The 23128-nt window shown below is 55.2% G+C and carries 24 protein-coding genes; 13 read left to right on the top strand and 11 right to left on the bottom strand.

The window, feature by feature from the left end; translation table 11 throughout:
• Window positions 1-14 precede the first annotated feature (14 nt).
• Both mepM and lpxM read left to right on the top strand, forming a co-directional pair.
• Entirely contained in the window at window positions 15-1334 is a 1320-nt protein-coding gene (gene mepM, locus F3J31_RS03195; RefSeq protein WP_048029426.1) for a murein DD-endopeptidase MepM, read from the top strand.
• Window positions 1335-1455: 121 nt separating this feature from the next.
• Entirely contained in the window at window positions 1456-2427 is a 972-nt protein-coding gene (gene lpxM, locus F3J31_RS03190; RefSeq protein WP_045908211.1) for a lauroyl-Kdo(2)-lipid IV(A) myristoyltransferase, read from the top strand.
• A 45-nt stretch (window positions 2428-2472) separates the two neighbouring features.
• Here the strand turns inward: lpxM and pyk are convergent, their stop codons facing one another.
• Both pyk and F3J31_RS03180 read right to left on the bottom strand, forming a co-directional pair.
• Window positions 2473-3915 (bottom strand): pyruvate kinase, encoded by a 1443-nt coding sequence (gene pyk, locus F3J31_RS03185; RefSeq protein WP_008500455.1) that lies wholly within the window; start codon window positions 3913-3915, stop codon window positions 2473-2475.
• 140 nt (window positions 3916-4055) lie between these two features.
• A complete protein-coding gene (locus tag F3J31_RS03180; RefSeq protein ID WP_023312229.1) occupies window positions 4056-4925 on the bottom strand; it encodes a MurR/RpiR family transcriptional regulator in 870 nt (289 codons plus the stop codon).
• 356 nt (window positions 4926-5281) lie between these two features.
• Between F3J31_RS03180 and zwf the strand changes: the two genes are divergently transcribed.
• The 3 genes from zwf (at window position 5282) to kdgA (ending at window position 9483) form a co-directional block, all read left to right on the top strand.
• The gene (gene zwf, locus F3J31_RS03175; protein ID WP_023312228.1) at window positions 5282-6757 is read left to right on the top strand and encodes a glucose-6-phosphate dehydrogenase; all 1476 of its coding nucleotides are present in this window, start codon (window positions 5282-5284) and stop codon (window positions 6755-6757) included.
• Between the two features lie 233 nt (window positions 6758-6990).
• Window positions 6991-8802, top strand: coding sequence for a phosphogluconate dehydratase (gene edd / locus F3J31_RS03170; protein ID WP_167211292.1), 1812 nt, complete (start codon window positions 6991-6993; stop codon window positions 8800-8802).
• A 39-nt stretch (window positions 8803-8841) separates the two neighbouring features.
• Window positions 8842-9483: a bifunctional 4-hydroxy-2-oxoglutarate aldolase/2-dehydro-3-deoxy-phosphogluconate aldolase gene (kdgA, locus tag F3J31_RS03165; protein WP_008500459.1), complete on the top strand. Its 642-nt coding sequence runs from the start codon at window positions 8842-8844 to the stop codon at window positions 9481-9483.
• A gap of 42 nt (window positions 9484-9525) precedes the next feature.
• On the opposite strand, the gene purT is transcribed toward kdgA, so the two are convergent.
• Window positions 9526-10704 carry a formate-dependent phosphoribosylglycinamide formyltransferase gene (gene purT / locus F3J31_RS03160; RefSeq protein ID WP_167211289.1) on the bottom strand — a complete coding sequence of 393 codons (1179 nt, stop codon included), beginning with the start codon at window positions 10702-10704 and terminating at the stop codon, window positions 9526-9528.
• Window positions 10705-10875: 171 nt separating this feature from the next.
• Here purT and F3J31_RS03155 point away from each other — a divergent pair, with 171 nt between their 5' ends.
• Together F3J31_RS03155 and ptrB are read left to right on the top strand one after the other, a co-directional pair.
• Window positions 10876-11526, top strand: coding sequence for a tellurite resistance TerB family protein (locus tag F3J31_RS03155; protein WP_167211286.1), 651 nt, complete (start codon window positions 10876-10878; stop codon window positions 11524-11526).
• Between the two features lie 85 nt (window positions 11527-11611).
• Complete coding sequence (gene ptrB / locus F3J31_RS03150; protein WP_045908214.1) at window positions 11612-13672, top strand: oligopeptidase B; 2061 nt, start codon at window positions 11612-11614, stop codon at window positions 13670-13672.
• Here the strand turns inward: ptrB and exoX are convergent.
• The 3 genes from exoX to F3J31_RS03135 form a co-directional block, all read right to left on the bottom strand.
• Complete coding sequence (gene exoX, locus F3J31_RS03145; RefSeq protein WP_008500463.1) at window positions 13669-14331, bottom strand: exodeoxyribonuclease X; 663 nt, start codon at window positions 14329-14331, stop codon at window positions 13669-13671. The two genes, ptrB and exoX, sit on opposite strands and share 4 nt — an antisense overlap.
• A 24-nt stretch (window positions 14332-14355) precedes the next feature.
• A complete protein-coding gene (locus tag F3J31_RS03140) occupies window positions 14356-15006 on the bottom strand; it encodes a carbon-nitrogen hydrolase family protein (protein WP_167211283.1) in 651 nt (216 codons plus the stop codon).
• Between the two features lie 110 nt (window positions 15007-15116).
• Complete coding sequence (locus tag F3J31_RS03135; protein WP_008500465.1) at window positions 15117-15347, bottom strand: DNA polymerase III subunit theta; 231 nt, start codon at window positions 15345-15347, stop codon at window positions 15117-15119.
• Window positions 15348-15484: 137 nt separating this feature from the next.
• On the opposite strand from F3J31_RS03135, the gene yobA reads away from it, so the two are divergent.
• From yobA to F3J31_RS03120, 3 genes are read left to right on the top strand one after another with little or no spacing between them, the layout of a single operon-like run.
• Window positions 15485-15856, top strand: a complete 372-nt coding sequence (gene yobA, locus F3J31_RS03130; RefSeq protein WP_048029432.1) for a CopC domain-containing protein YobA — start codon at window positions 15485-15487, stop codon at window positions 15854-15856.
• 1 nt (window position 15857) lies between these two features.
• Window positions 15858-16727, top strand: coding sequence for a copper homeostasis membrane protein CopD (copD, locus tag F3J31_RS03125; protein ID WP_167211280.1), 870 nt, complete (start codon window positions 15858-15860; stop codon window positions 16725-16727).
• Window positions 16728-16743: 16 nt separating this feature from the next.
• Window positions 16744-17082, top strand: a complete 339-nt coding sequence (locus F3J31_RS03120) for a YebY family protein (protein WP_008500468.1) — start codon at window positions 16744-16746, stop codon at window positions 17080-17082.
• Between the two features lie 766 nt (window positions 17083-17848).
• On the opposite strand, the gene F3J31_RS03115 is transcribed toward F3J31_RS03120, so the two are convergent.
• Both F3J31_RS03115 and F3J31_RS23365 read right to left on the bottom strand, forming a co-directional pair.
• Complete coding sequence (locus tag F3J31_RS03115; protein WP_167211277.1) at window positions 17849-18301, bottom strand: DUF3828 domain-containing protein; 453 nt, start codon at window positions 18299-18301, stop codon at window positions 17849-17851.
• Window position 18302: 1 nt separating this feature from the next.
• Entirely contained in the window at window positions 18303-18662 is a 360-nt protein-coding gene (locus F3J31_RS23365) for a hypothetical protein (RefSeq protein WP_045908221.1), read from the bottom strand.
• 181 nt (window positions 18663-18843) lie between these two features.
• On the opposite strand from F3J31_RS23365, the gene F3J31_RS03110 reads away from it, so the two are divergent.
• Window positions 18844-19083, top strand: a complete 240-nt coding sequence (locus F3J31_RS03110; RefSeq protein WP_167211274.1) for a hypothetical protein — start codon at window positions 18844-18846, stop codon at window positions 19081-19083.
• An 81-nt stretch (window positions 19084-19164) separates the two neighbouring features.
• On the top strand, window positions 19165-19419 hold the full coding sequence (locus F3J31_RS03105; protein WP_167211271.1) for a hypothetical protein: 255 nt from the start codon (window positions 19165-19167) through the stop codon (window positions 19417-19419).
• A 76-nt stretch (window positions 19420-19495) separates the two neighbouring features.
• Here the strand turns inward: F3J31_RS03105 and F3J31_RS03100 are convergent, their stop codons facing one another.
• On the bottom strand, window positions 19496-20437 hold the full coding sequence (locus F3J31_RS03100) for a VirK/YbjX family protein (RefSeq protein ID WP_167211268.1): 942 nt from the start codon (window positions 20435-20437) through the stop codon (window positions 19496-19498).
• A gap of 166 nt (window positions 20438-20603) precedes the next feature.
• Between F3J31_RS03100 and pphA the strand changes: the two genes are divergently transcribed.
• The gene (pphA, locus tag F3J31_RS03095) at window positions 20604-21248 is read left to right on the top strand and encodes a protein-serine/threonine phosphatase (protein ID WP_048223724.1); all 645 of its coding nucleotides are present in this window, start codon (window positions 20604-20606) and stop codon (window positions 21246-21248) included.
• Between the two features lie 34 nt (window positions 21249-21282).
• On the opposite strand, the gene F3J31_RS03090 is transcribed toward pphA, so the two are convergent.
• Both F3J31_RS03090 and rsmF read right to left on the bottom strand, forming a co-directional pair.
• Window positions 21283-21522 carry a YebV family protein gene (locus tag F3J31_RS03090; protein WP_008500472.1) on the bottom strand — a complete coding sequence of 80 codons (240 nt, stop codon included), beginning with the start codon at window positions 21520-21522 and terminating at the stop codon, window positions 21283-21285.
• A 106-nt stretch (window positions 21523-21628) separates the two neighbouring features.
• Complete coding sequence (gene rsmF, locus F3J31_RS03085; protein ID WP_167211266.1) at window positions 21629-23071, bottom strand: 16S rRNA (cytosine(1407)-C(5))-methyltransferase RsmF; 1443 nt, start codon at window positions 23069-23071, stop codon at window positions 21629-21631.
• Between the last annotated feature and the right edge of the window lie 57 nt (window positions 23072-23128).

Raw genomic sequence — 23128 nt, 5'->3', positions numbered from 1 at the left:
GAGGAAGTGAATACGTGCAACAGATAGCCCGCTCTGTCGCCCTGGCATTTAACAATCTGCCTCGACCCCACCGCGTCATGCTGGGGTCGCTTACAGTACTCACCTTAGCGGTCGCCGTCTGGCGGCCCTATGTTTACCACCCGAGTTCTGCCCCTATCATCAAAACCATCGAGCTTGAAAAGAGCGAAATCCGTTCTTTGCTGCCTGAAGCCAGTGAGCCTATCGACCAGTCGGCTCAGGAAGATGAAGCTATTCCACAGGATGAACTGGACGATAAAACCGAGAACGAAGCGGGTATTCACGAATATGTTGTTTCTACCGGGGACACGCTGAGCAGCGTGCTGAACCAGTACGGCATCGACATGGGGAATATCAGCCAGCTGGCGGCGGCAGATAAAGATCTTCGCAACCTGAAAATTGGGCAACAGCTCTCCTGGACGTTAACGGCCGATGGCGATCTGCAGCGTCTGACCTGGGAAATGTCCCGCCGCGAAACCCGCACCTACGATCGCACGGCAACGGGCTTTAAAATGACCAGCGAAATGCAGAAGGGCGACTGGGTTAACAGCGTTCTGAAAGGCACCGTGGGGGCAAGCTTTGTTTCCAGCGCGCGTGATGCAGGGTTGACCAGCGCTGAAATCAGTTCGGTGATCAAAGCCATGCAGTGGCAGATGGATTTCCGCAAACTGAAGAAGGGCGATGAGTTCTCCGTTCTGATGTCCCGCGAAATGCTGGACGGTAAGCGCGAGCAAAGCCAACTGCTGGGCGTGCGTCTGCGCTCCGAGGGCAAAGATTACTACGCGATCCGTGCCGAAGACGGTAAGTTCTACGACCGCAGCGGTACGGGCCTTGCAAAAGGCTTCCTGCGCTTCCCGACGGCTAAACAGTTCCGCGTCTCCTCCAACTTTAACCCGCGTCGTCTGAACCCGGTAACCGGGCGTGTCGCACCGCACCGTGGCGTTGACTTTGCCATGCCGCAGGGCACACCGGTTCTGGCGGTAGGGGATGGTGAAGTGGTGGTGGCCAAACGTAGCGGTGCAGCCGGGTATTACGTCGCGGTACGTCATGGCCGTACGTATACGACCCGCTACATGCACCTGCGTAAGCTGCTGGTTAAACCGGGCCAGAAGGTGAAACGTGGCGATCGTATTGCGATCTCTGGTAATACCGGACGCTCTACCGGCCCGCATCTGCACTATGAAGTGTGGATTAACCAACAGGCAGTGAACCCGCTGACGGCGAAACTGCCGCGCACCGAAGGCCTGACAGGTAAAGATCGTACTGATTATCTGGCGCAGGTGAAAGAGGTATTGCCGCAGCTGAGCTTAGACTAAGCCCTCTGTTTTTGTTAATAAAGCCGGCGCACACTGACGCCGGCTTTTTCTTTTGTGCGCGGACGACTGCCTCGCTACACTATCTGAATAATTTTTTGCGTCATCAGACCCTGGATCCAACATGGAAACCCAAAAAAACAATATTGAATACATTCCTGAGTTTGAAAAATCCTTTCGTCATCCGCGCAACTGGGGCGCCTGGCTTGGCGTTTATGCCTTTGCGGGGATAGCGATGCTGCCGGCTTCCGTCCGCGATCCTGTCCTGGGTAAAATTGGCCGTCTGGCCGGGCGTTTTGGCAAGAGTGCCCGCCGTCGCGCGCAGATCAACCTCTATTACTGTTTTCCGGAAAAGAGTGATGCCGAGCGCGAGGCAATCATTGATGAGATGTATACCACCGCACCGCAGGCCATGGCGATGATGGCGGAGCTGGCGCTGAAAGGGCCGGATAAAATTGTCGATCGCGTTGACTGGAAAGGGCTGGAAATCATCGAGGAGATGCGTCGCAATGACGAGAAAGTCATTTTCCTTGTCCCACACGGCTGGGGCGTTGATATTCCGGCGATGCTGATGGCCTCTCAGGGCCAGAAGATGGCGGCAATGTTCCACAATCAGGGCAATAAGATTTTCGATTTTGTCTGGAATACGGTGCGTCGTCGTTTTGGTGGACGCCTGCATGCCCGTAACGATGGCATTAAGCCCTTCATTCAGTCGGTACGTCAGGGGTACTGGGGCTACTATCTGCCGGATCAGGACCACGGCCCAGAGCACAGCGAGTTTGTCGATTTCTTTGCGACTTATAAAGCGACGCTCCCCGCGATTGGTCGCCTGATGAAAGTGTGTCGTGCCCGGGTGATCCCGCTGTTCCCGGTCTATGACGGCAAAACGCATCGCCTGAGCATTGAGGTTCGTCCGCCGATGGACGATCTGCTCACCGCCGATGACCACACCATTGCGCGTCGGATGAACGAAGAGGTGGAGATTCTGGTGGGACCGCATGCCGAACAGTACACCTGGATTTTGAAGCTGCTTAAAACGCGCAAACCGGGCGAAACAGAGCCGTATAAACGCAAAGAGTTGTATCCAACGAAATAAAAAAAGCCCTCTCCATCTGGAGAGGGCTTTTTAACAGAGACGTTATTACTCGACGGTCATAACACGGGTGGTGTTGGTTGAGCCGATGGTGCTCATCACATCGCCCTGGGTCACAATAACGATATCACCTGACACCAGATAGCCTTTGTCGCGCAGCAGGTTTACGGCATCGTGCGCGGCGGCCACGCCGTCATTGGTGCTGTCGAAGTGAACCGGCGTCACGCCGCGGTACAGCGCCGTCAGGTTCAGCGTACGTTCGTGACGGGACATGGCGAAGATCGGCAGACCCGAGCTGATACGCGAGGTCATCAGCGCGGTGCGGCCAGATTCGGTCATGGTGATGATCGCGGTAACGCCTTTCAGATGGTTTGCCGCATACATTGCCGACATCGCAATCGCTTCTTCCACGTTGTCGAACTGCACGTCCAGACGATGTTTAGAGACGTTGATGCTTGGGATCTTTTCAGCGCCCAGGCAGACGCGCGCCATGGCGGCCACGGTTTCTGCCGGATACTGGCCCGCTGCGGTTTCTGCGGAGAGCATCACCGCATCGGTTCCGTCCAGCACGGCGTTTGCCACGTCCATGACTTCTGCACGGGTTGGCATCGGGTTAGTGATCATCGATTCCATCATCTGAGTCGCGGTGATCACCGCGCGGTTCAGCTGACGTGCGCGACGAATCAGGGCTTTCTGAATACCGACCAGCTCAGGGTCGCCGATTTCCACACCCAGGTCGCCGCGCGCAACCATCACCACGTCAGACGCGAGGATCACGTCGTCCATGGCATCCTGATCGCAAACGGCTTCTGCACGCTCAACTTTGGCGACGATTTTGGCATCGCAGCCTGCATCGCGTGCCAGGCGACGCGCATAGTTCAGATCTTCGCCGCAGCGCGGGAAGGAGACAGCCAGGTAATCAACGCCGATCAGCGCAGCCGTCACGATGTCCGCTTTGTCTTTATCGGTGAGCGCCTCTGCAGAGAGGCCGCCGCCCAGTTTGTTGATGCCTTTATTGTTGGAGAGCGGGCCGCCGACGGTAACTTCGGTGAACACTTTCATGCCCTGAACTTCCAGCACTTTCAGCTGTACGCGGCCGTCATCAAGCAGCAGGATATCGCCAGGTACGACGTCAGCCGGGAGGCCTTTATAGTCGATACCGACTTTTTCTTTATCGCCTTCGCCTTTGCCCAGGTTGGCATCCAGCAGGAATTTGTCGCCGATATTGAGGAAAACTTTCCCCTCTTTAAAGGTGGAGACACGAATTTTTGGACCCTGCAAATCGCCGAGGATAGCAACGTGGCGGCCCAGTTTTGCTGCGATTTCACGCACTTTATCGGCACGTAATTTATGGTCTTCTGGCGTACCGTGAGAGAAGTTCATACGCACCACGTTGGCACCGGCGGCGATAATTTTTTCGAGATTATTATCGCGATCGGTGGCCGGGCCTAAGGTGGTTACGATCTTGGTTCTGCGAAGCCTTCTGGACATGTAATACTCCGTTGACTGAAACAACTTTGGTGTTGCGTGAACATTGAATCGGCCTTCATCTGCTGCAAGGCAGCGGCGAGGGGACCGAATGCCGTAAATCGTTACATCGTCATTATTCGTGACGTCTTCGTTATCAACTATCAGGGAACATCGCTCTTTATAAGCAATTCTTTATCAAAACGCGATTCCTTCAGCGCTTCCTTGACCCGCTTCAAGTTATCCCGGAATTTTGCCCCCCGACGTAAGGTAAAACCGGTCGCGAGCACGTCAATCACGGTGAGCTGGGCCAGGCGGGAGACCATCGGCATATAAATGTCGGTGTCTTCCGGCACGTCGAGGGTGATCGCCAGTGTTGCCTCACGCGCCAGCGGCGTGCCTGCCGTTGTGAGGGCAATCACCATGGCATCGTTTTCACGGGCCAACTGCGCCAGCTCAACCTGACTCTTGGTGCGGCCGGTATGCGAAATCAGTACCACGACGTCATCTTCACTGCAATTCATACAACTCATGCGTTGCAAGACAATGTCATCGGAATAAATCACCGGGACGTTAAAGCGGAAAAATTTGTTCATGGCGTCATGCGCGACGGCTGCCGACGACCCGAGCCCAAAGAACGCAATTCGCTTGGCCTGGGTGAGTAAATCCACCGCGCGATTCACGGAGCTCATGTCCAGTGACTGACGGACGTGGTCGAGCGAAGCCATGGCCGACTCAAAAATTTTCGCGGTATAGGCATCAACGCTGTCGTCTTCATCCACATTACGATTAACATAAGGGGTGCCGTTAGCCAGACTTTGCGCCAGATGCAGTTTAAAATCAGGAAAGCCGCGCGTTTCCAGGCTGCGGCAAAAGCGATTGACCGTGGGTTCGCTAACACCCGCTTCCTGTGCCAGAGCGGCGATGCTTGAATGAATCGCCTGAGCGGGAGAGGCGAGAATGACCTCGGCCACTTTTCGCTCGGATTTGCTAAGGTGTTCCAGTTGAAACTGGATTTTTTCCAGCATGTTCATGTTAACAGGATGCTCATGGGTGTAAACGATTTCATAAATTGATGAAATCGTGATTCGATTTAGCCGATATTACCCTTGTGGCTTACATTAAGGGTAACAATCGACAAGATAATGTTGTTGTTTTTTTTCATTACTTGATCGGTGTCGGGTTTTGCTATGACCCTGTTGCGCAAAGAAACGACGGTTGTTGCGTCATTAAGCCGTCGAAATCATCCGAAGGGTGAAAAATCGCGGTATCGCACGCGACGATAAGCGCTAATGGTTTCGGGAATGACGTAAAAGCAGTACAGTGCATTGTAATAAAATTACAACGATACCTGGCAGAAGTACCAGGTGATCCAACTGAGGAGAATGACATGGCGGTAACGCAAACAGCCCAGGCATGTGACCTGGTCATTTTCGGCGCGAAAGGCGATCTTGCACGCCGAAAATTGCTGCCTTCCCTGTATCAACTGGAGAAAGCGGGCCAAATTCATCCGGATACCCGTATCCTGGGTGTAGGGCGCGCCGACTGGGACAAGGACGCTTATACCAAAGTTGTCCGCGAGGCGCTCGAAACTTTCATGAAGGAAAAAATTGATGAAAGTTTGTGGGATACCCTGAGTGGACGTCTCGATTTCTGCAACCTGGACGTTAATGACGTCAGCGCGTTTACCCGCTTAGGCGCGATGCTGGATCAGAAAAACCGTGTCACGATTAACTATTTCGCCATGCCGCCAAGCACCTTCGGCGCCATCTGCAAAGGCCTGGGCGAAGCCAAACTGAACGCCAAACCGGCGCGCGTCGTGATGGAGAAGCCGCTGGGTACGTCGCTGGCAACCTCGCGTGAAATCAACGACCAGGTGGGCGAGTTCTTTGAAGAGTGCCAGGTCTACCGTATCGACCACTATCTCGGTAAAGAGACGGTACTGAACCTGCTGGCCCTGCGTTTTGCCAACTCCCTGTTTGTGAATAACTGGGACAACCGCACTATCGACCACGTGGAAATCACCGTGGCAGAAGAGGTGGGTATTGAAGGCCGCTGGGGTTACTTTGACCAGGCCGGCCAGATGCGCGACATGATCCAGAACCACCTGCTGCAGATTCTGTGCATGATTGCCATGTCTCCACCGTCTGACCTGACGGCGGACAGCATTCGTGACGCAAAAGTGAAAGTGCTGAAATCGCTGCGCCGCATCGACCGCTCCAACGTGCGTGAGAAGACCGTTCGCGGCCAGTACACCGCCGGGTTTGCGCAGGGCAAAAAAGTGCCGGGCTACCTTGAAGAAGAGGGCGCGAACAAGTCCAGCAACACCGAGACGTTCGTGGCGATCCGCGTGGACATCGACGACTGGCGCTGGGCGGGTGTTCCGTTCTACCTGCGCACCGGTAAGCGTCTGCCTGCGAAATGTTCCGAAGTGGTTGTCTACTTTAAGAACCCGGAACTGAACCTGTTCAAAGAGTCCTGGCAGGAGCTGCCGCAGAACAAGCTGACCATTCGTCTGCAGCCGGACGAGGGCGTGGATATCCAGATCCTGAACAAAGTGCCGGGCCTGGATCATAAACACAACCTGCAGACCACCAAGCTGGATCTGAGCTACTCCGAAACCTTCAACCAGACGCACCTGGCCGATGCGTACGAGCGTCTGCTGCTGGAAACCATGCGCGGTATTCAGGCGTTGTTCGTGCGTCGCGATGAAGTGGAAGAGGCGTGGAAATGGGTCGACTCCATCACCGAAGCCTGGGCTGCCGATCAGGATGCGCCAAAACCGTATCAGGCGGGTACCTGGGGACCTGTCGCGTCGGTGGCGATGATCACCCGCGATGGCCGCTCCTGGAATGAGTTTGAGTAAGATAATCCGCTAGCCCGAAAGTGTTATTTTACCGGTAACATGATCTAACACAGCTCGCGGCACAATTTTCAACTTTTAAGCTCCGCGTGGATTCACCCGCGGAGCTTTTTTTATTACACTGCCGGAAGTGATTTTGCCCCTGAGCTCCGGACAGCAAGCGTTTCAGCGTTGTTAACAACTGCCAGCGACTTTGTAAACTCCCGAGCCCGGACAGATAAATGAGAGGAGCTTTTATGAATCCGACATTGTTACGCGTAACACAGCGCATTATTGAGCGCTCGAAAGAGACCCGTTCGGCCTACCTCGCCCGGATTGAACAGGCGAAGAGCAACACCGTTCACCGCTCCCAGCTGGCCTGCGGTAACCTGGCGCACGGCTTCGCCGCCTGCCAGCCTGACGATAAAGCGTCGCTGAAAAGCATGTTGCGTAACAATATCGCCATCATTACCGCCTATAACGATATGCTCTCCGCGCACCAGCCCTATGAGGTTTATCCGGATATCATCCGTAAAGCGCTGCACAGCGTGAATGCGGTCGGCCAGGTGGCGGGTGGGGTACCCGCCATGTGCGACGGCGTAACGCAGGGGCAGGACGGTATGGAGCTCTCCCTGCTGAGCCGCGAAGTGATTGCCATGTCCGCGGCGGTGGGCCTGTCACACAACATGTTTGATGGCGCGCTCTATCTCGGCGTGTGCGACAAGATTGTTCCGGGCCTGGTGATGGCCGCGCTGTCGTTTGGTCATCTGCCTGCGATCTTCGTGCCCTCGGGCCCAATGGCAAGCGGACTGCCGAACAAAGAAAAAGTCCGTATCCGCCAGCTGTACGCGGAAGGGAAAGCAGACCGTCAGGCGCTGCTGGAGGCGGAAGCCGCGTCCTACCATGCACCGGGCACCTGTACGTTCTACGGTACCGCGAACACGAACCAGATGGTGGTGGAGTTTATGGGGATGCAGCTTCCGGGCTCATCCTTTATCCAGCCGGACGCGCCGCTGCGCAAAGCGCTGACCGAGGCTGCGGCCCGTCAGGTCACGCGTCTTACCGGCAACGGCAACGAATGGATGCCGATGGGCAAAATGGTCGACGAAAAGGTCATCGTCAACGGGATTGTCGCGCTGCTGGCAACCGGTGGGTCAACCAACCACACCATGCACCTGGTGGCCATGGCGCGTGCTGCGGGCATTCTGATTAACTGGGATGACTTCTCCGAGATCTCTTCCGTGGTGCCGTTGATGGCACGCCTGTACCCGAATGGCCCGGCGGACATCAACCACTTCCAGGCCGCAGGCGGCGTACCGCTGCTGATGCGCGAGTTGCTGAAAGGCGGTCTGCTGCATGAAGATGTCAACACCGTGGCGGGCTTTGGCCTGCAGCGCTACACCCAGGAGCCATGGCTGAACAACGGCGAGCTGGACTGGCGTGATGGGGCGAGCGCGTCTCTTGATGCGCAGGTTATCGCCACCATCGACAAACCGTTCTCTCCTCACGGTGGCACCAAAGTGCTCAGCGGTAACCTCGGTCGCGCGGTGATGAAGACCTCTGCCGTACCGGAAGAGAACCAGATTATCGAAGCGCCGGCGGTGGTATTTGAAAGCCAGCACGACGTATTACCTGCCTTTGACGCCGGTCTGCTCGATAAAGACTGCGTGGTGGTGGTGCGTCATCAGGGGCCTAAAGCCAACGGGATGCCAGAATTACATAAACTTATGCCACCACTTGGTGTATTATTGGACCGCCGTTTCAAAATTGCACTGGTGACCGATGGACGCCTCTCTGGCGCCTCAGGTAAAGTGCCTTCAGCCATCCACGTGACGCCGGAAGCGTACGACGGTGGCCTGCTGGCGAAAGTGCGTGACGGTGACATGATCCGCGTTAACGGTCAGACAGGCGAGTTAACCCTGCTGGTGGATGATGCCGAACTGGGGGCACGTCAGCCCCATATTCCTGACCTGAGCGCGTCGCGCGTGGGAACAGGACGCGAAATGTTTGGCGCGCTGCGTGAGAAACTCTCCGGTGCTGAGCAGGGCGCAACCTGTATTACGTTTTAAGACGACTTGATTTTAACGATCTGGCGAGAGAAAACTCTGATGAAAAACTGGAAAACAAGTGCAGAAGCAATCCTGACCACGGGCCCTGTCGTGCCGGTTATCGTGGTAAACAAGCTGGAGCACGCCGTACCGATGGCGAAAGCGCTGGTTGCGGGCGGCGTTCGCGTTCTGGAAGTCACCCTGCGCACCGCCTGCGCGATGGATGCTATTCGTGCGATTGCCAAAGAAGTGCCGGACGCCATCATTGGTGCGGGTACCGTGACGAACGCAAAACAGCTGGCTGAAGTGACTGAAGCGGGCGCACAGTTTGCTATCAGCCCGGGCCTGACCGAGTCGCTGCTGAAGGCCGCGACCGAAGGCACTATTCCGCTGATCCCGGGCATCAGCACCGTTTCTGAACTGATGCTGGGCATGGACTACGGTCTGAAAGAGTTTAAATTCTTCCCGGCGGAAGCGAACGGCGGCACCAAAGCGCTGCAGGCCATTGCCGGTCCTTTCTCCCAGGTACGCTTCTGCCCGACGGGCGGTATTTCTCCTGCCAACTACCGTGACTACCTGGCGCTGAAAAGCGTGCTGTGCATCGGTGGCTCATGGCTGGTTCCGGCGGATGCGCTGGAAGCGGGCGACTGGGATCGCATCACCAAACTGGCTCGCGAAGCGGTGGAAGGCGCGAAGCAGTAAGTCATTCGTCGCATGAAAAACGGGCCTTTCGGCCCGTTTTTTTTATCCCTCTACCTTAACGCTTGCTGCGGCCGCTTTCGCTCTCGCCACGGCGTCGTCAACGTTATCCCCGGTGGCTAATGCCACGCCAAGACGACGGGTTCCGTCGATCTCCGGCTTACCGAACAAACGTACCTGTAACCCGGCACCCACCGCCGCGTCGACGTTATCAAACGTAACGTTCTGGCTGGTTAACTGCGGCAGGATCACCGCCGAGGCGGCCGGGCCGTACTGACGGATACCGCCGACGGGCAGGCCGAGGAAGGCACGCACGTGCAGAGCGAACTCGGAAAGATCCTGCGAAATGAGCGTGACCATGCCGGTGTCATGCGGGCGCGGGGAGACCTCGCTGAAGATCACCTCATCGCCGCACACAAACAGCTCCACGCCGAACAGGCCATAGCCGCCCAACGCCAGGACGGTTTTACGGGCGATCGCCTGCGCACGTTCCAGCGCCAGAGCGCTCATCTGCTGCGGCTGCCAGGATTCGCGGTAATCGCCATCCTCCTGGCGGTGGCCAATCGGGTCACAGAAATGGACGCCGTCAACGGCGCTGACGGTCAGCAGGGTGATCTCGAAATCAAACTTCACCACGCCTTCGACGATGACGCGACCGGCACCGGCGCGGCCACCCTGCTGGGCGTAATCCCACGCCTTGTCCAGCGTGCTGCTGTCGCGAATGAAGCTCTGTCCTTTACCGGAGGAACTCATCACCGGCTTAACGATGCACGGGTAACCAATCTCCTCTACGGCCTGCAGGAATGCGGCCTTATCGCCAGCAAAACGATAGCTCGAGGTGGGCAATTCCAGTTCTTCCGCCGCCAGGCGACGAATGCCCTCGCGGTTCATGGTCAGCTTTGCGGCTTTCGCGCAGGGCACCACGCGCTGGCCTTCCTGCTCAAACGCAATCAGCGTATCGGTGGCGATGGCTTCAATTTCCGGTACAACGAAATCGGGTTTCTCGCGCGTAATCAGCTCGCGAAGGGCATCGCCATCCAGCATGTTAATCACATAAGAACGATGGGCGACGTGCATGGCGGGCGCATCGGCGTAACGATCTACGGCAATGACTTCCACGCCTAAACGCTGGCACTCAATGGCGACCTCTTTTCCCAGCTCGCCCGATCCCAACAGCATCACTCGCGTCGCCGCAGGTCGCAGCGCGGTTCCTAAACGAATCATAACAATCCCCCTGAAAAAGTTGCGGGCAGTATAAACGAAAACGTTTGCGTCTGTCTTGTGCACCGCTAAGCGCGGGAGGAAGAAATTTGCGCTTCTTTAGCCCGGCCAGACATTTCCTGACGCCTGCTCGCTTACGCTGTGGAACATATTCACCGTTAAGTGAGGGAAATCATGTCTGGCTGGCTAAATCAATTGCAATCACTGTTAGGGCAGAAAACATCGTCTTCCGGCGAGCGGGACCTCAGTAAACTGCTGGTACCCGGGGCGCTCGGCGGGCTGGCTGGCCTGCTGGTCGCGAATAAATCCTCGCGCAAGCTGCTGGCAAAGTACGGGACAGGCGCGCTGCTGGCCGGTGGGGGCGTGATTGCGGGCACCGTTCTGTGGAATAAATACAAGGACAGGGTCCGGACCGCGCACAGCGACGAACCGCATTATGGCGAGCATACCTCGCCGCTGGATCTGCGTACTGAACGGCTGATCCTGGCGCTGGTTTTTGCCGCGAAAAGTGACGGGCATATTGACGATAAGGAACGACTGGCGATTGAACAGCAACTGCGTGAAGCTGGCGTTGAAGAGAAGGGCAGAGCGCTGGTGGCACAGGCCATCGAACAGCCTCTGGAGCCGCAGCGTCTGGCGCAAAGCGTGAAAAATGAGGAAGAGGCGCTTGAACTCTATTTCCTCAGCTGTGCCGCCATCGATATCGATCACTTTATGGAACGCAGCTACCTGAATGCGCTTGGAGACGCGCTGAAGATCCCCCAGGACGTGCGTGAGGGCATTGAGCGGGATATCCGGGAACAAAAACAGGCGTTACAGGGCTAGTGCTCGCCGTTGCGATCCGGTTTCGCTTGCATCATGCGTGGGTTTTGCCAACCTTATAGGGTGTAAAACTAAAAAGAATGATGACATGCCACCGAAAGCCCGACGTATACCTTATGCGATCACCACGCATGGCGATACGCGTATAGACAACTATTACTGGCTACGGGACGATTCGCGCTCCCGGCCAGAGGTGCTCGACTACCTGCACGAGGAAAATGACTACGGCCGCAAGGTCATGTCCAGCCAGCAGACGCTTCAGGACCAACTGCTGAATGAGATGGTGCAGCGCATTCCTCAGCGCGATATCTCGGCGCCCTGGACCAAAAACGGCTATCGCTACCGCCATATTTACGAGCCCGGCAACGAGTATCCCATCTACCAGCGTCAGTCGGTGCTCAGCGCCGAATGGGATGCGTGGGATATTCTGCTGGATGCTAACCAGCGCGCCGCGCACAGCGAGTTTTATACTCTGGGCGGCATGTCCATTTCACCGGATAACGCAGTAATGGCGCTGGCGGAGGATTATCTCTCGCGTCGCCAGTACGGCCTGCGTTTTCGCAATCTGGACACCGGCAACTGGTATCCTGAAATGCTGGAAAACGTCTCCCCGGATTTTGTCTGGGCGAATGATTCCGAGACGGTTTACTACGTCAAAAAGCATGCCTCTACGCTGCTGCCTTATCAGGTATGGCGGCATACCGTGGGAACAGACTCTGCAGACGACGAGCTGGTCTATGAAGAGAAAGACGAAACGTTCTATGTCAGCCTGCATAAAACCTCCTCGCGCCATTATGTGATTATCTTCCTGGCCAGCGCCACGACGTCGGAAGTCCTGCTGCTGGATGCCGAGCTGCCCGACGCCCAGCCGCTCTGTTTCCTGCCGCGCCGGAAGGATCATGAGTACAGCCTGGATCACTTCCAGCACAGCTTTTATCTGCGTTCGAATCGCGAGGGTAAAAACTTTGGTCTCTATAAAACCAAAGTGCGCGATGAGCGCAAATGGGAGGTGCTTATCCCCGCGCGGGATCAGGTGATGCTGGAAGGGTTCACCCTGTTCACCGACTGGCTGGTGGTGGAGGAGCGTCAGCGCGGGCTGACCAGTATCCGGCAAATCAACCGTAAAACGCGGGAAGTGGTGGGGATCGCGTTCGACGACCCGGCCTATGTGACGTGGATTGGTTTCAACCCGGAACCTGAATCCTCGCGGCTGCGCTACGGCTACTCATCGATGACCACACCGGACACCCTGTTTGAGCTGGACATGGATACCGGGCAGCGCCAGGTGATTAAACAGACCGAGGTCAAAGGGTTTGAGTCTGAAAACTACCGCAGCGAGCACCTGTGGGTCACCGCCCGGGATGGCGTCGAGGTCCCCGTCTCGCTCGTGTATCACAAAGCCCATTTCCAGAAAGGCAAAAACCCGATCCTGGTGTACGGGTACGGCTCCTACGGCTCAAGCATGGATGCCGATTTCAGCAGCAGCCGATTAAGCCTGCTCGACCGCGGCTTTGTTTTCGCCATCGCCCATATTCGCGGCGGCGGTGAGCTGGGGCAGCACTGGTACGAGGACGGGAAATTCCTGAAAAAGAAAAACACCTTCAATGACTACCTCGACGTCTGCGACGCGCTGATTGAGCAGGGCTATGGCGATCCGCAGCTCTGCTTTGGCATGGGCGGCAGCGCGGGAGGCATGCTGATGGGGGCGGTGATCAACCAGCGCCCCGAGCGCTTTAAGGGAATTGTCGCGCAGGTGCCGTTTGTCGATGTGGTGACGACTATGCTCGATGAATCCATCCCGCTTACAACAGGGGAGTTTGAAGAGTGGGGGAATCCGCAGGATGAGATTTACTACCGCTATATGAAAACGTACAGCCCGTACGATAACGTGGAAGCGAAAGCCTATCCCCACATGCTGGTTACCACCGGTCTGCATGATTCTCAGGTGCAGTACTGGGAGCCGGCAAAATGGGTGGCGAAACTGCGGGAGCTGAAAACCGACGACAACCTGCTGCTGCTGTGTACCGATATGGACTCCGGACACGGCGGGAAATCGGGTCGATTTAAATCCTACGAAGGGGTTGCTCTGGAATATGCCTTCCTGATTGGCCTGGCGCAGGAGACGCTGCCAGGCCGTGCGGAGCGTTAAGCTTCGCCCAGATAGTGCTTCAGCGTCAGGCGCAGTTCCGGGCTCATTTTGTCGAGGTTGTTATACAGCCAGCGTAAATAGCCCGGGTCTTTATCCGCAATATCCGACACCGCTCTGCCCCGGTATTTACCGAAGGTAAACGTGGTCAGCAGTGCGGGGCGTCCGGTAATCGTTGCCATATCGTCCGGCGTCCAGCCCGAGGTGTTCATAATATCGATGAGTAGCGCGGCGGTGATATAGCAGTCATACAGGGCCCGGTGATGGTGAAGCCCTTCAGGCGTGCGGACGCTGAGCTTGCGGGACTTGTACAGCGCCATATTGCTGTATTTAATGCCCGGCCAGAGGCGACGCGCCAGCTTCATGGTACAAATCCATTCCCCCGGCATCTCAGGTAGCACCCGGCGGTCAAAACTGGCGTTATGCGCGACGTACCAGGGGCTACCGTAATAGTGGGGAATGATCTCTTCGATCCACGGCTTGTCCGCCACCATCGATTCGGTAATGCGATGGATAGCCATCGCCTGAGGGCTGATGGGGCGGTCGGGACGCACCAGATGGCTCATAGGGTTGACGATTTTACCATCAACCACGTCGACAGAGGCCACTTCCACAATTCCGCCCTGAAGATCGCAAGTTTCGGTATCGATGACGCGCAGCATTGAACACTCCTGAGCTTAAAACGCCTAGCCTAAAGGAATGATATCGCCTTGCCAACCCTCTCCGCCAAGCGTGCCGGTCAACAGCAGCTCGCCCCGATCGGCGCGGACGATCAGCTGACCTTTTTCATCCCACAGCGCGCTACCGCCGCAGGCGTTCGCCATCAGCACCGCAATGGCATATTTATGCGCGAAGCGCTGCAGGGTACTGATGGACTGCCGCCAGCGGTGATCCTCCACGGACTGGCTGCTGGTAAACAGCGACGCTCTGGGATCGAGATTGGGGGAATCGGCATGCGCATCAATAATGCTGAGCTGTTTCTCCCCCGGCACCAGGCTGGCACCACTACCTTGCGGGTAGCGCAGGATGCGGTGACGGGCGGGCGTGAAGAGCGCGAGGCCTTTCTGGCGCTGACCGTTCCGTTCCAGGGGGAGCCCGGCAATCACGGTAATCCGGTAAAAATGCGCCGCGTCCAGCAGCGGTTCCAGCTGCGCGTCATCGGGTGGGGGAGGTAGCGTAGTGTTACCCGAGCCTGTTAATGAGAGTTCAGGGAACACCAGCAGATCGCACCGCTGCCGTGCTGCTTCGGCGATGAAGCGCAGGTGGTGCGTGATATGGTCATCGACACTCTGATGCAGCCCACCATACTGGGCTGCCGCTATATTCCAATGTGACATCGTGACTTCCTTATACACTGAGTCGCAGAGATTTAAGAATACACCTAAATTTATCAGGGTTTTCTTATCCTGCCAGATTCAGCGTAAGGAAGTGTAACGGCTCGTTAAGCTTATTTAACTTTCGGTTCGTACGGTAAACGGGAGAGGTTAACCGAGGCGAGACGGTGGGCGATGAGTCTTTCGCGAAACCAGTCGCGCAGATGGGCGGGCTGTTCCCGTTCAACGACTTCAGCCACGACAGGCATGTTGTAGCGCTCTTTGAACGCGACGCCAGCGGCAGCGAGATCGACATTCACTTTATCCATCTCGTCCTGTGGAAGGGCGGCCAGATTGATCTTCATTACCTTCTCCTTTTTCTGCGGCGGCAACGTTACCGCGATTGCACGACGATGACAAGCGGAGGCAGGATGTTCCTCGACTCGTTTATTATACAGCGTTATTCTTTAGCATACAGACATAACAAAAAGGAATGATTGCGATGGGTTTCTCCGCTTCCCGCGCGGTATGCGCACTGGTTTTTCTGACCTCTACAATGATGACCTCCTCCGCGCTGGCGCATGCGCATCTTAAGCAGCCGATCCCGGCAGCGGACAGCGTGGTGAGCGCTCCGCAGGCACTTACACTGCATTTTTCAGAAGGCATCGAACCGGGATTTAGCGGTGTGGTGGTGACGGACGCACAAAAGCAGGTCATCAAAACGGGTACCGCTACGCGAGATGAAAAGAACAAGGCGCAACTCACCGTTCCGCTGGAACAAACGCTGACGTCAGGGACGTACCAGGTAGACTGGCATGTCGTCTCTGTAGACGGTCATAAAACCAAAGGCAGCTATCACTTTAGCGTGAAATAGCATGCTGGCGCTGTGTTATATCGGGTTGCGCTTTATCCATTTCGGGGCGCTGATGCTGGTTTTTGGCAACGCGCTTTACAGCGTCTGGTTTGCCCCTTCCTCTCTCCAGCGGCTGATGTCCCGGCGTTTCCAGCTGCAGCAGAAAGTGGCGGCCTTAGTGAGCCTGGCGGCTGCACTCCTGATGTTTATGCTTCAGGGCGGATTGATGGGTAACGGCTGGGGAGATGTGTTTGCCCCGCAGGTCTGGTACGGCGTGATGAGGACACAGTTTGGCGGCGTCTGGCTGTGGCAAATAATTCTCGCTGCGATGACGGTCGCTGCAGCATGGCTCGCGCCGCTGAAAGGTTCGCGGCTGCTGCTGCTCGCCATGGGCCAGCTTATCCTGCTGGCGGGAGTAGGGCACGCGGCGATGAACGACGGTCCGATGGGGGCGTTGCAGCGCCTTAATCACGCCTTTCACCTGATCTGTGCCGCAGCCTGGCTGGGCGGATTACTGCCCCTGCTGTTCTGTATGCGTCTGGCGAAAGGGCGCTGGCAGAATGCCGCCATCTATACCATGATGCGCTTCTCGCGCGTGGGCCATTATGCCGTCGCGGGCGTGCTGCTCAGCGGAGCGATCAATACGCTCATGATACTGGGCGTCCATATTCCCTGGCAGGCTGACTACGTGCAGTTTTTGTTGTTCAAATGTGCACTGGTGGCGTTGATGGTGGTAATTGCGCTGGCAAATCGGTATTTTCTGGTGCCACGGTTTCGTCCGGAGAGCGGGCGAGCACAACAGATTTTTATCAGGATGACACAGGCAGAAGTGGTGCTGGGGGTGCTGGTACTGGCAACGGTCAGTCTGTTCGCCACCTGGGAACCCTTCTGACAAGGTTAAATATCATATGAAAAAGACAGTACTTTCTCTCATATTGCTGGCCTGCACGGGGAGCGCGTTTGCCGCACCGCAGGTTATCACCGTCAGCCGTTTTGAAGTGGGTAAGGATAAATGGGCGTTCAACCGCGAAGAGGTGATGCTGACCTGCCGTCCGGGCCATGCGCTGTATGCCATCAACCCGAGCACGCTGGTGCAATACCCGTTAAATGAAACCGCCGAGCAGCAGGTGGCCAGCGGAAAAAGCAGCGGCCAGCCGATTAGCATTATTCAGATCGATGACCCGGCGAATCCGGGCCAGAAAATGAGTCTGGCCCCGTTTATCGAGCGCGCCGACAAGCTCTGCTAACTGTTCAGGTTTCCAATAAAAAACCGCAGATGCTTGCGAAAGCACTGCGGTTTTTCACATTTTATGATGCTCTGGCGCTTTTTTTCCGACCGCTTTAGCTGTGGACTGGAAAACCTGGCGTCGTCATCTATTCTTAAAAGGCAAGGCGACTTAGCCTGCATTAATGCCAACTTTTAGCGCACGGCTCTCTCCCAAGAGCCATTTCCCTGGACCGAATACAGGAATCGTATTCGGTCTCTTTTTATCTGCATTTTATTTCAGTCACTTACGGCGCTCCGTCCGAAAATGTCATAAAATTGTCCGAACTTCAATATCCGGCATTTCTCGTTATACCATACCGTTTTTAACATTCACAATTCATTTACACGCAAATTTATCAAATCATCATGAATTCTTTTTTCCTGCGGTCCAGGTACTTTGTGGTCATTTTTTCTGACTTGTGACCGAACAGCCGCTGAACAAACTCCTTCTCGTACCTCCTCCTCGACAGGCTTCGGATCTCATGAAATGACGGTGGCCTGTCCATAAACTCAAGCCATGAATAATTCCTCGCCTTTACAAATCCTTTCGTAAGACTATCCAGATTTATACTGCCGTTCTGGCTGTTTTTTCGGATCCCTGGGCTTATCAAAAAAATCGCACCGGCTAACCAGGCGGCAGCAATCGCTCACTGTTGATAGCCGCAGGCCCGGTGCTGCTTTCCGGCGATACGGCAGGGGGATTTGCGAAGATGCATTGCATCAGTACCCCTGTCATGTGGTCGTTATCATTTAGCGCTTAAATTGTCTGGTACGTCCGCGCCTGCAACGGACTGTATTTTCCAGGTTCCATCCTCTTTAACCATGCAATCAATCACGGTGTGATCTTTCTTTTTGCCGAAAGAAATATAAACCTGCATGCATGCTGCATCGAAATCGAGTCCCACGGCGCTGACAACATCCCAGTCATCGTAATAATCCTGAGACTTAATGAACATATCAACATCGGGAACGTCGTATTCATTGGGATCAAGCTTATCCATGGCTTCGAGTTTGTGGATGGTGTCGCGGGTTACGTACTTACCCAGTGCGGCATAATCGGCCTCTGGCTGCTTGTCGCTCATGATCTGCGAGATGTACCATTTATTAAACTGCAACGCTGCATCCACTTCTGGTGGTAACTTCCCCGCAGCTGACGCTATCAAGGGAAGTAAAAAGGCTGTCAGGATAATTTTTCTCATATTAGTTATGCCTGTAAATTTCGTATGCGGGTTGTATGTCTCTGTACCCCTTTCCTGGGTACATCGAAGACTGAACAAAATCAGAATACCAGACACCGCTTCCGCTATAGATGCACGCATGGCCCCAGGGGTGTCCGGGGATAGGCTGAATAACTGCCACGTCACCTTTAATGGGTGTCCCGTAAACGAGATGGAAACCGGCAGCAATCAAATTGCTTTTCATATCCTTAGCGTAATGCGTGTTGTGAATATTCGCACCGCCTGCGCGAATGGCCTTCGAGACAAATTCGGCACATCTTTTTTGACTATGAGCGCCGGCATGCTGGCGAGCATACGAAACGGCGCTATTTGCATTCCACATAATGTTTTCCTAGTCAATTGAATGAGTAACTGGAAAAAACATTACGCCAATAAGTTAGGCATTTATGTAAGGAATGGTGACTTGCGATTAACCACTATCGGTATGATTTATGGGAATAAATTAAATAATAAACCAGCCTGATGCCCGCCGTTAAGTGGGATTTTTTTATGGGCGAAATCCCATGCCCTACAAACACACTTTGTCTGAAGTGCTGATGTTCTACTGTATCAAGCCGTTCATTCCGGTCATGCAGACAATCTTTAGTATGCAGGTGCCGCGTGGCACGATTGCAATCGCCATTTCGTTACTGGGTGCGCATATGGTCAATGGAATCATTAAATTTTTCGTTAAACGCAAGGCAGGGTTAGGCCTGCAGGAGATAAGTAAAAATGGGTCATGTATCCCCGCATTTCAGCCTTAAAGAGTTTGCCTGTAAATGTGGCGGCGGCTTTACCGCCGTGGCGATTCACAAACAAATGAAACGGTTCCTGTGGACGTTTTGATGAGTCTTCCGGGGTTTAATGCTCACAGCGGTGTGGTATCAAAATATCCGCTGACCAACACCAGTCGCGGACATATTATTCATGCCCCGAAAGAGGCCATTTTCAACCGCAGGTCAACGCTCGATTTTCAGATGAAAAAGCCAGTCGTTGAGAAGAGGGTAAAAGAACCCGGTTCGACATGGTGCGAACTTGTGACATTAATATTCGATACGGAAATCGAACAATGTGCCTTTTTATTTTCAGAACGATCCTGACGATAATAACGTATTCAGATTTGAAGAACGTAACAGCCCTTTAAGGGCAGTTACGTTGTCAGTCGTTATTTATGACTTAGAAGTGAGACCGAACCGACGCCTCAATTTCATCAAGCAGCTCAAAGCGACGGCGGTATTCAGCGCGTTTTTTACTGGCGATCTCTTCAAGGGATTTGCGCGCCATCTGCAGCGGCAGCTGCCAGGAGAAAGCGGAGAGTTTTTTACCGTCCAGAGATGCCCAGAATTCATCATAGCTGGCGTGGAAATGGCGGCTTTTGCTGAGGCGATAGCGCAACGCGCGGAACACGTGGCCCTCATCGCTGACGGCAAAAATCGCCCGGACAGAGGACTGTGCAGCCAGCTGGAAAAGCACTTCCATCAACACGCGCTTTGGGAACAAGCCGTGGCAGGCGCGGGTGGCCTGTTTAATCACGTCACGCGTTACGCTGCGGCGGGGACCCTGAAGCCCGCCAATGACCATGACTTGCTGACCATTGCTGCGCGCGACGCTAAAGGTCAGGCTGGCCAGCAGCGTATCCTCGTTGTCGCGAAGCCACAGCGTGCTTTCACCTTCACGCTCGGCTTTCCCCGCAGAGGACGCATTGACCGTATAGATAACACCGTCTTTTGCATGGAACTGCGCAACGGGTTGCTCCTGCGGGCTGGTCAGGGCCTGGGCGAGGCAGCTCTCTTTCAGGCTATCAATCCAGTAATAATGGCTAACGATCGCGTCGGCGCGATCGTTAGCCGTCAGGCCGCGCATCAGGTACTGCCGGTGGGTTTTGCTTGGTAATGTAATTTGAGAGGCCAGCAGTTTGTCGAAATCGTCGCGACCAGAAAGCGCCTCAAGCATGCGATGGGTAGAAGACCAGAACACCAGCGAACGTAACAGGAACTTCAGGCGATATTCGCGTTTGCGCCAGATCGGTCCCGGGACGCGTTTGCCGTTCACCAGCTCGGAAATAATATTTGTGCGATGCGGATAGAAAACATCGTTATGCAGGTGCGTATTAGACACGTGAAGACCCCTCTTTTTTTCTCCCTTTATTCTAAAGAGCCAGGAAAAAGGGATTAATAGCGCGAGGATCTTTATTTCTGTTTGGTTTACCGTTTGTTTCACTTCATGAGGACCACGCCCGCCTGTTGCATTTTCTGCGGCGGCTATACTGTTAACAGGAGGGACTATGTATCAGCGAATTGAAGGTGGGATGTGGCGCCACGTCTGGGTTGTCAGTGATATACATGGCTGTTATCAGTGGCTTATGGAGGAGCTTAAACGCCGCCATTTTAACCCGTATGAGGATTTGCTTATTTCTGTTGGGGATATGATCGATCGTGGGCCTGATAGCGTGAAATGCCTGCAGTTAATTCATGAAAAATGGTTTCGTGCCGTCCGGGGCAACCATGAGCAAATGGCGCTCGACGGTCTGGATAATAACGATTTTTCTCTCTGGATGATGAATGGCGGAATGTGGTTTGCGCAACTTGAACGCGACCAGCAACAGCTTGCGCTGTCGTTGCTCGAGGCCTGTCGCGATTTACCGCATATCATTGAGATAACCTGTGCGAACGGTCTGAACGTGATTGCCCATGCGGATTATCCGGCAGCGGAATACTGCTGGCAAAAACCGGTCAGTGCCCATCGCGTTTTATGGGACCGCGATCGGTTGATGGGGTTTATGGTGGGCAAAGGGCAGGGCATCAGCGGTGCGGATCATTTCTGGTTCGGACATACGCCTGTCGACAGAAGGTATGATTTTGACAATCTTCACTACATTGATACGGGCGCCGTATTTGACGGTTACTTTACGCTGGCGCAGCTGCAGTAATAAATAACCCGCCTTCGGGCGGGTTCTCTTTAGGTCAGGCAAGACGCATGACCCAGGCATCGGTTTTACTATCGTAATGCTCACGGTAAAGGACTGAGTGTTCGCCATCAAGTATTGCCGGGACGCTGGTGTCTGCATCCCATGCATCGAGCTGCATGCACAAATCCGGGTCGGATTTGCAGGGAATACTTAACGTTCGATCGCCTTGTGCTTCGCCGCGCAGCTCTGCGTCGTCGATCTCAAAAGCGCCAATACGCACGCTGGTTTTCGTCATAGTGCTCTCCGGGTCGGTTGTCAAAATCTGGTATGACCAGTGCGGCCACCCATTTTTGATCGTAGACAAGGAGAGCAAAATCGCCAGTAAAAAAATGCGCTTTTTTTCAGGCCGTGCGATCGTTACCGGTAAACAGCCGTCCATCGCGAACCAGCTCGCGCGGATAGCTGTTTTTCAGTCGTGAACCGACTTTTTTTGCCAGCCCGAGCGGGTATCCCTGATACGTCACGATCACTTCATCGCCTGATGGCGTGCTGTCAGGATAGACATCGCGACCACGGTACCACTCTTCGGCTTCCTGATGCGTCAGGGCAAAGGCATTTTCGTGCCCGGCAAGGGCGATGACGGCCTCATGCTGCCAGCGATAGCCTTTATTATGCACTTCCGCCAGGCGGATCCCGATTCGGGAAAAACGGACCTTTCCGATGAGCGGTTCGATCTCAGCCGGGAACAGCCATACCTCTTTATCACGGGTCCAGAGGCGCAGGCTCTCATCCCAGACCAGGCCAATTTTTTCGGCGGCGGCGACAAGCTGTGCTGCATCGCGACCTTTGAGGGGGGCAAACGGGAAGTTGCCGACCTTGAATTTAGGTGCGGGCAGGGGAGCAACTGCCTGTGTTTTACGCAGACGCGCCACAAAGAAGCCTTCGCAGTCGTAAATCTGTGGGAACACATGAAGGAAACCCTCAGGGGTGGCCGCCTCCTGTGCTGAGGCAAACAGATCGTCGAGCGGCAGGAACTCGACCGCATCCGGGTATTGCGCTTTCAGCCACAAACAGACGTCTTCGTTTTCATCGCGGTTTAAGGTACACGTTGAATAGACCAGCGTGCCGCCAGGGCGCAGGGCATGGAATGCGCTCTCGATCAGCTCCCGCTGCGTGGCGGCGATCTCAAGGTTGCTTTCCACGGACCAGTTCTTTAACGCATCGGGATCTTTACGCACCACCCCTTCGCCGGAGCAAGGGGCATCCAGCAGGATGGCGTCGAAGGCTTCCGGCAAGGCGGCGCCAAACACGCGTCCGTCGAAGTGCGTCAGGGCAACATTATGAATACCGCAGCGGCTGATGTTGGCATGCAATACCTTCACGCGGCTGGCGGAAAACTCGTTGGCGAGGATCGCACCGCGGTTACCCATGCGGGCGGCAATTTGCGTGGTTTTTGAGCCAGGCGCCGCGGCCACATCCATCACGCGAGCGGGCGCGTTGCCCTCTGCGAACAGGGCAGCCACCGGCAGCATTGAGCTGGCCTCCTGGATATAGAACAGACCGCTCAGATGTTCCGCGGTACTTCCCAGCGGCACGGCGTCTTCGTCATCGCGCTCGATCCAGAACCCCTCTGCGCACCACGGTACCGGCGTAAGCTGCCAGCTGTAGGGCGCGACCAGCGCCAGAAAATCCTCGACGCTGATTTTCAGCGTATTGACGCGAATACTGCGGCGTAACGGACGCTGGCAGGCGGCGATAAAATCGTCTAACGACAGGTGAGAAGGAAGCGCCTCGCGCATCTGCGCGAGGAATTGTTCAGGAAGAAATACGGAGTTTTGAGCCACGGGCACACCACAGGGAAAAGTTCAGGTGCGCAGTGTAGCATAAAGGCTCCGGTGCGT

The sequence above is a fragment of the Enterobacter sp. Acro-832 genome, assembly GCF_011752745.1.
GTDB lineage: Bacteria > Pseudomonadota > Gammaproteobacteria > Enterobacterales > Enterobacteriaceae > Enterobacter > Enterobacter quasiroggenkampii.
Note: the sequence above shows the minus strand (reverse complement) of the source record. Positions and strands in the feature narration are given on the sequence as shown.

Excerpts from the sequence above, each read along its gene's own strand:
- lpxM (WP_045908211.1), top strand. The coding sequence starts at position 1,456 with ATGGAAACCCAAAAAAACAATATTGAATACATTCCTGAGTTTGAAAAA.
- pyk (WP_008500455.1), bottom strand. The coding sequence starts at position 3,915 with ATGTCCAGAAGGCTTCGCAGAACCAAGATCGTAACCACCTTAGGCCCG.
- F3J31_RS03180 (WP_023312229.1), bottom strand. The coding sequence starts at position 4,925 with ATGAACATGCTGGAAAAAATCCAGTTTCAACTGGAACACCTTAGCAAA.
- zwf (WP_023312228.1), top strand. The coding sequence starts at position 5,282 with ATGGCGGTAACGCAAACAGCCCAGGCATGTGACCTGGTCATTTTCGGC.
- edd (WP_167211292.1), top strand. The coding sequence starts at position 6,991 with ATGAATCCGACATTGTTACGCGTAACACAGCGCATTATTGAGCGCTCG.
- kdgA (WP_008500459.1), top strand. The coding sequence starts at position 8,842 with ATGAAAAACTGGAAAACAAGTGCAGAAGCAATCCTGACCACGGGCCCT.
- purT (WP_167211289.1), bottom strand. The coding sequence starts at position 10,704 with ATGATTCGTTTAGGAACCGCGCTGCGACCTGCGGCGACGCGAGTGATG.
- F3J31_RS03155 (WP_167211286.1), top strand. The coding sequence starts at position 10,876 with ATGTCTGGCTGGCTAAATCAATTGCAATCACTGTTAGGGCAGAAAACA.
- ptrB (WP_045908214.1), top strand. The coding sequence starts at position 11,612 with ATGCCACCGAAAGCCCGACGTATACCTTATGCGATCACCACGCATGGC.
- exoX (WP_008500463.1), bottom strand. The coding sequence starts at position 14,331 with ATGCTGCGCGTCATCGATACCGAAACTTGCGATCTTCAGGGCGGAATT.
- F3J31_RS03140 (WP_167211283.1), bottom strand. The coding sequence starts at position 15,006 with ATGTCACATTGGAATATAGCGGCAGCCCAGTATGGTGGGCTGCATCAG.
- F3J31_RS03135 (WP_008500465.1), bottom strand. The coding sequence starts at position 15,347 with ATGAAGATCAATCTGGCCGCCCTTCCACAGGACGAGATGGATAAAGTG.
- yobA (WP_048029432.1), top strand. The coding sequence starts at position 15,485 with ATGGGTTTCTCCGCTTCCCGCGCGGTATGCGCACTGGTTTTTCTGACC.
- copD (WP_167211280.1), top strand. The coding sequence starts at position 15,858 with ATGCTGGCGCTGTGTTATATCGGGTTGCGCTTTATCCATTTCGGGGCG.
- F3J31_RS03120 (WP_008500468.1), top strand. The coding sequence starts at position 16,744 with ATGAAAAAGACAGTACTTTCTCTCATATTGCTGGCCTGCACGGGGAGC.
- F3J31_RS03115 (WP_167211277.1), bottom strand. The coding sequence starts at position 18,301 with ATGAGAAAAATTATCCTGACAGCCTTTTTACTTCCCTTGATAGCGTCA.
- F3J31_RS23365 (WP_045908221.1), bottom strand. The coding sequence starts at position 18,662 with ATGTGGAATGCAAATAGCGCCGTTTCGTATGCTCGCCAGCATGCCGGC.
- F3J31_RS03110 (WP_167211274.1), top strand. The coding sequence starts at position 18,844 with ATGCCCTACAAACACACTTTGTCTGAAGTGCTGATGTTCTACTGTATC.
- F3J31_RS03105 (WP_167211271.1), top strand. The coding sequence starts at position 19,165 with ATGAGTCTTCCGGGGTTTAATGCTCACAGCGGTGTGGTATCAAAATAT.
- pphA (WP_048223724.1), top strand. The coding sequence starts at position 20,604 with ATGTATCAGCGAATTGAAGGTGGGATGTGGCGCCACGTCTGGGTTGTC.
- F3J31_RS03090 (WP_008500472.1), bottom strand. The coding sequence starts at position 21,522 with ATGACGAAAACCAGCGTGCGTATTGGCGCTTTTGAGATCGACGACGCA.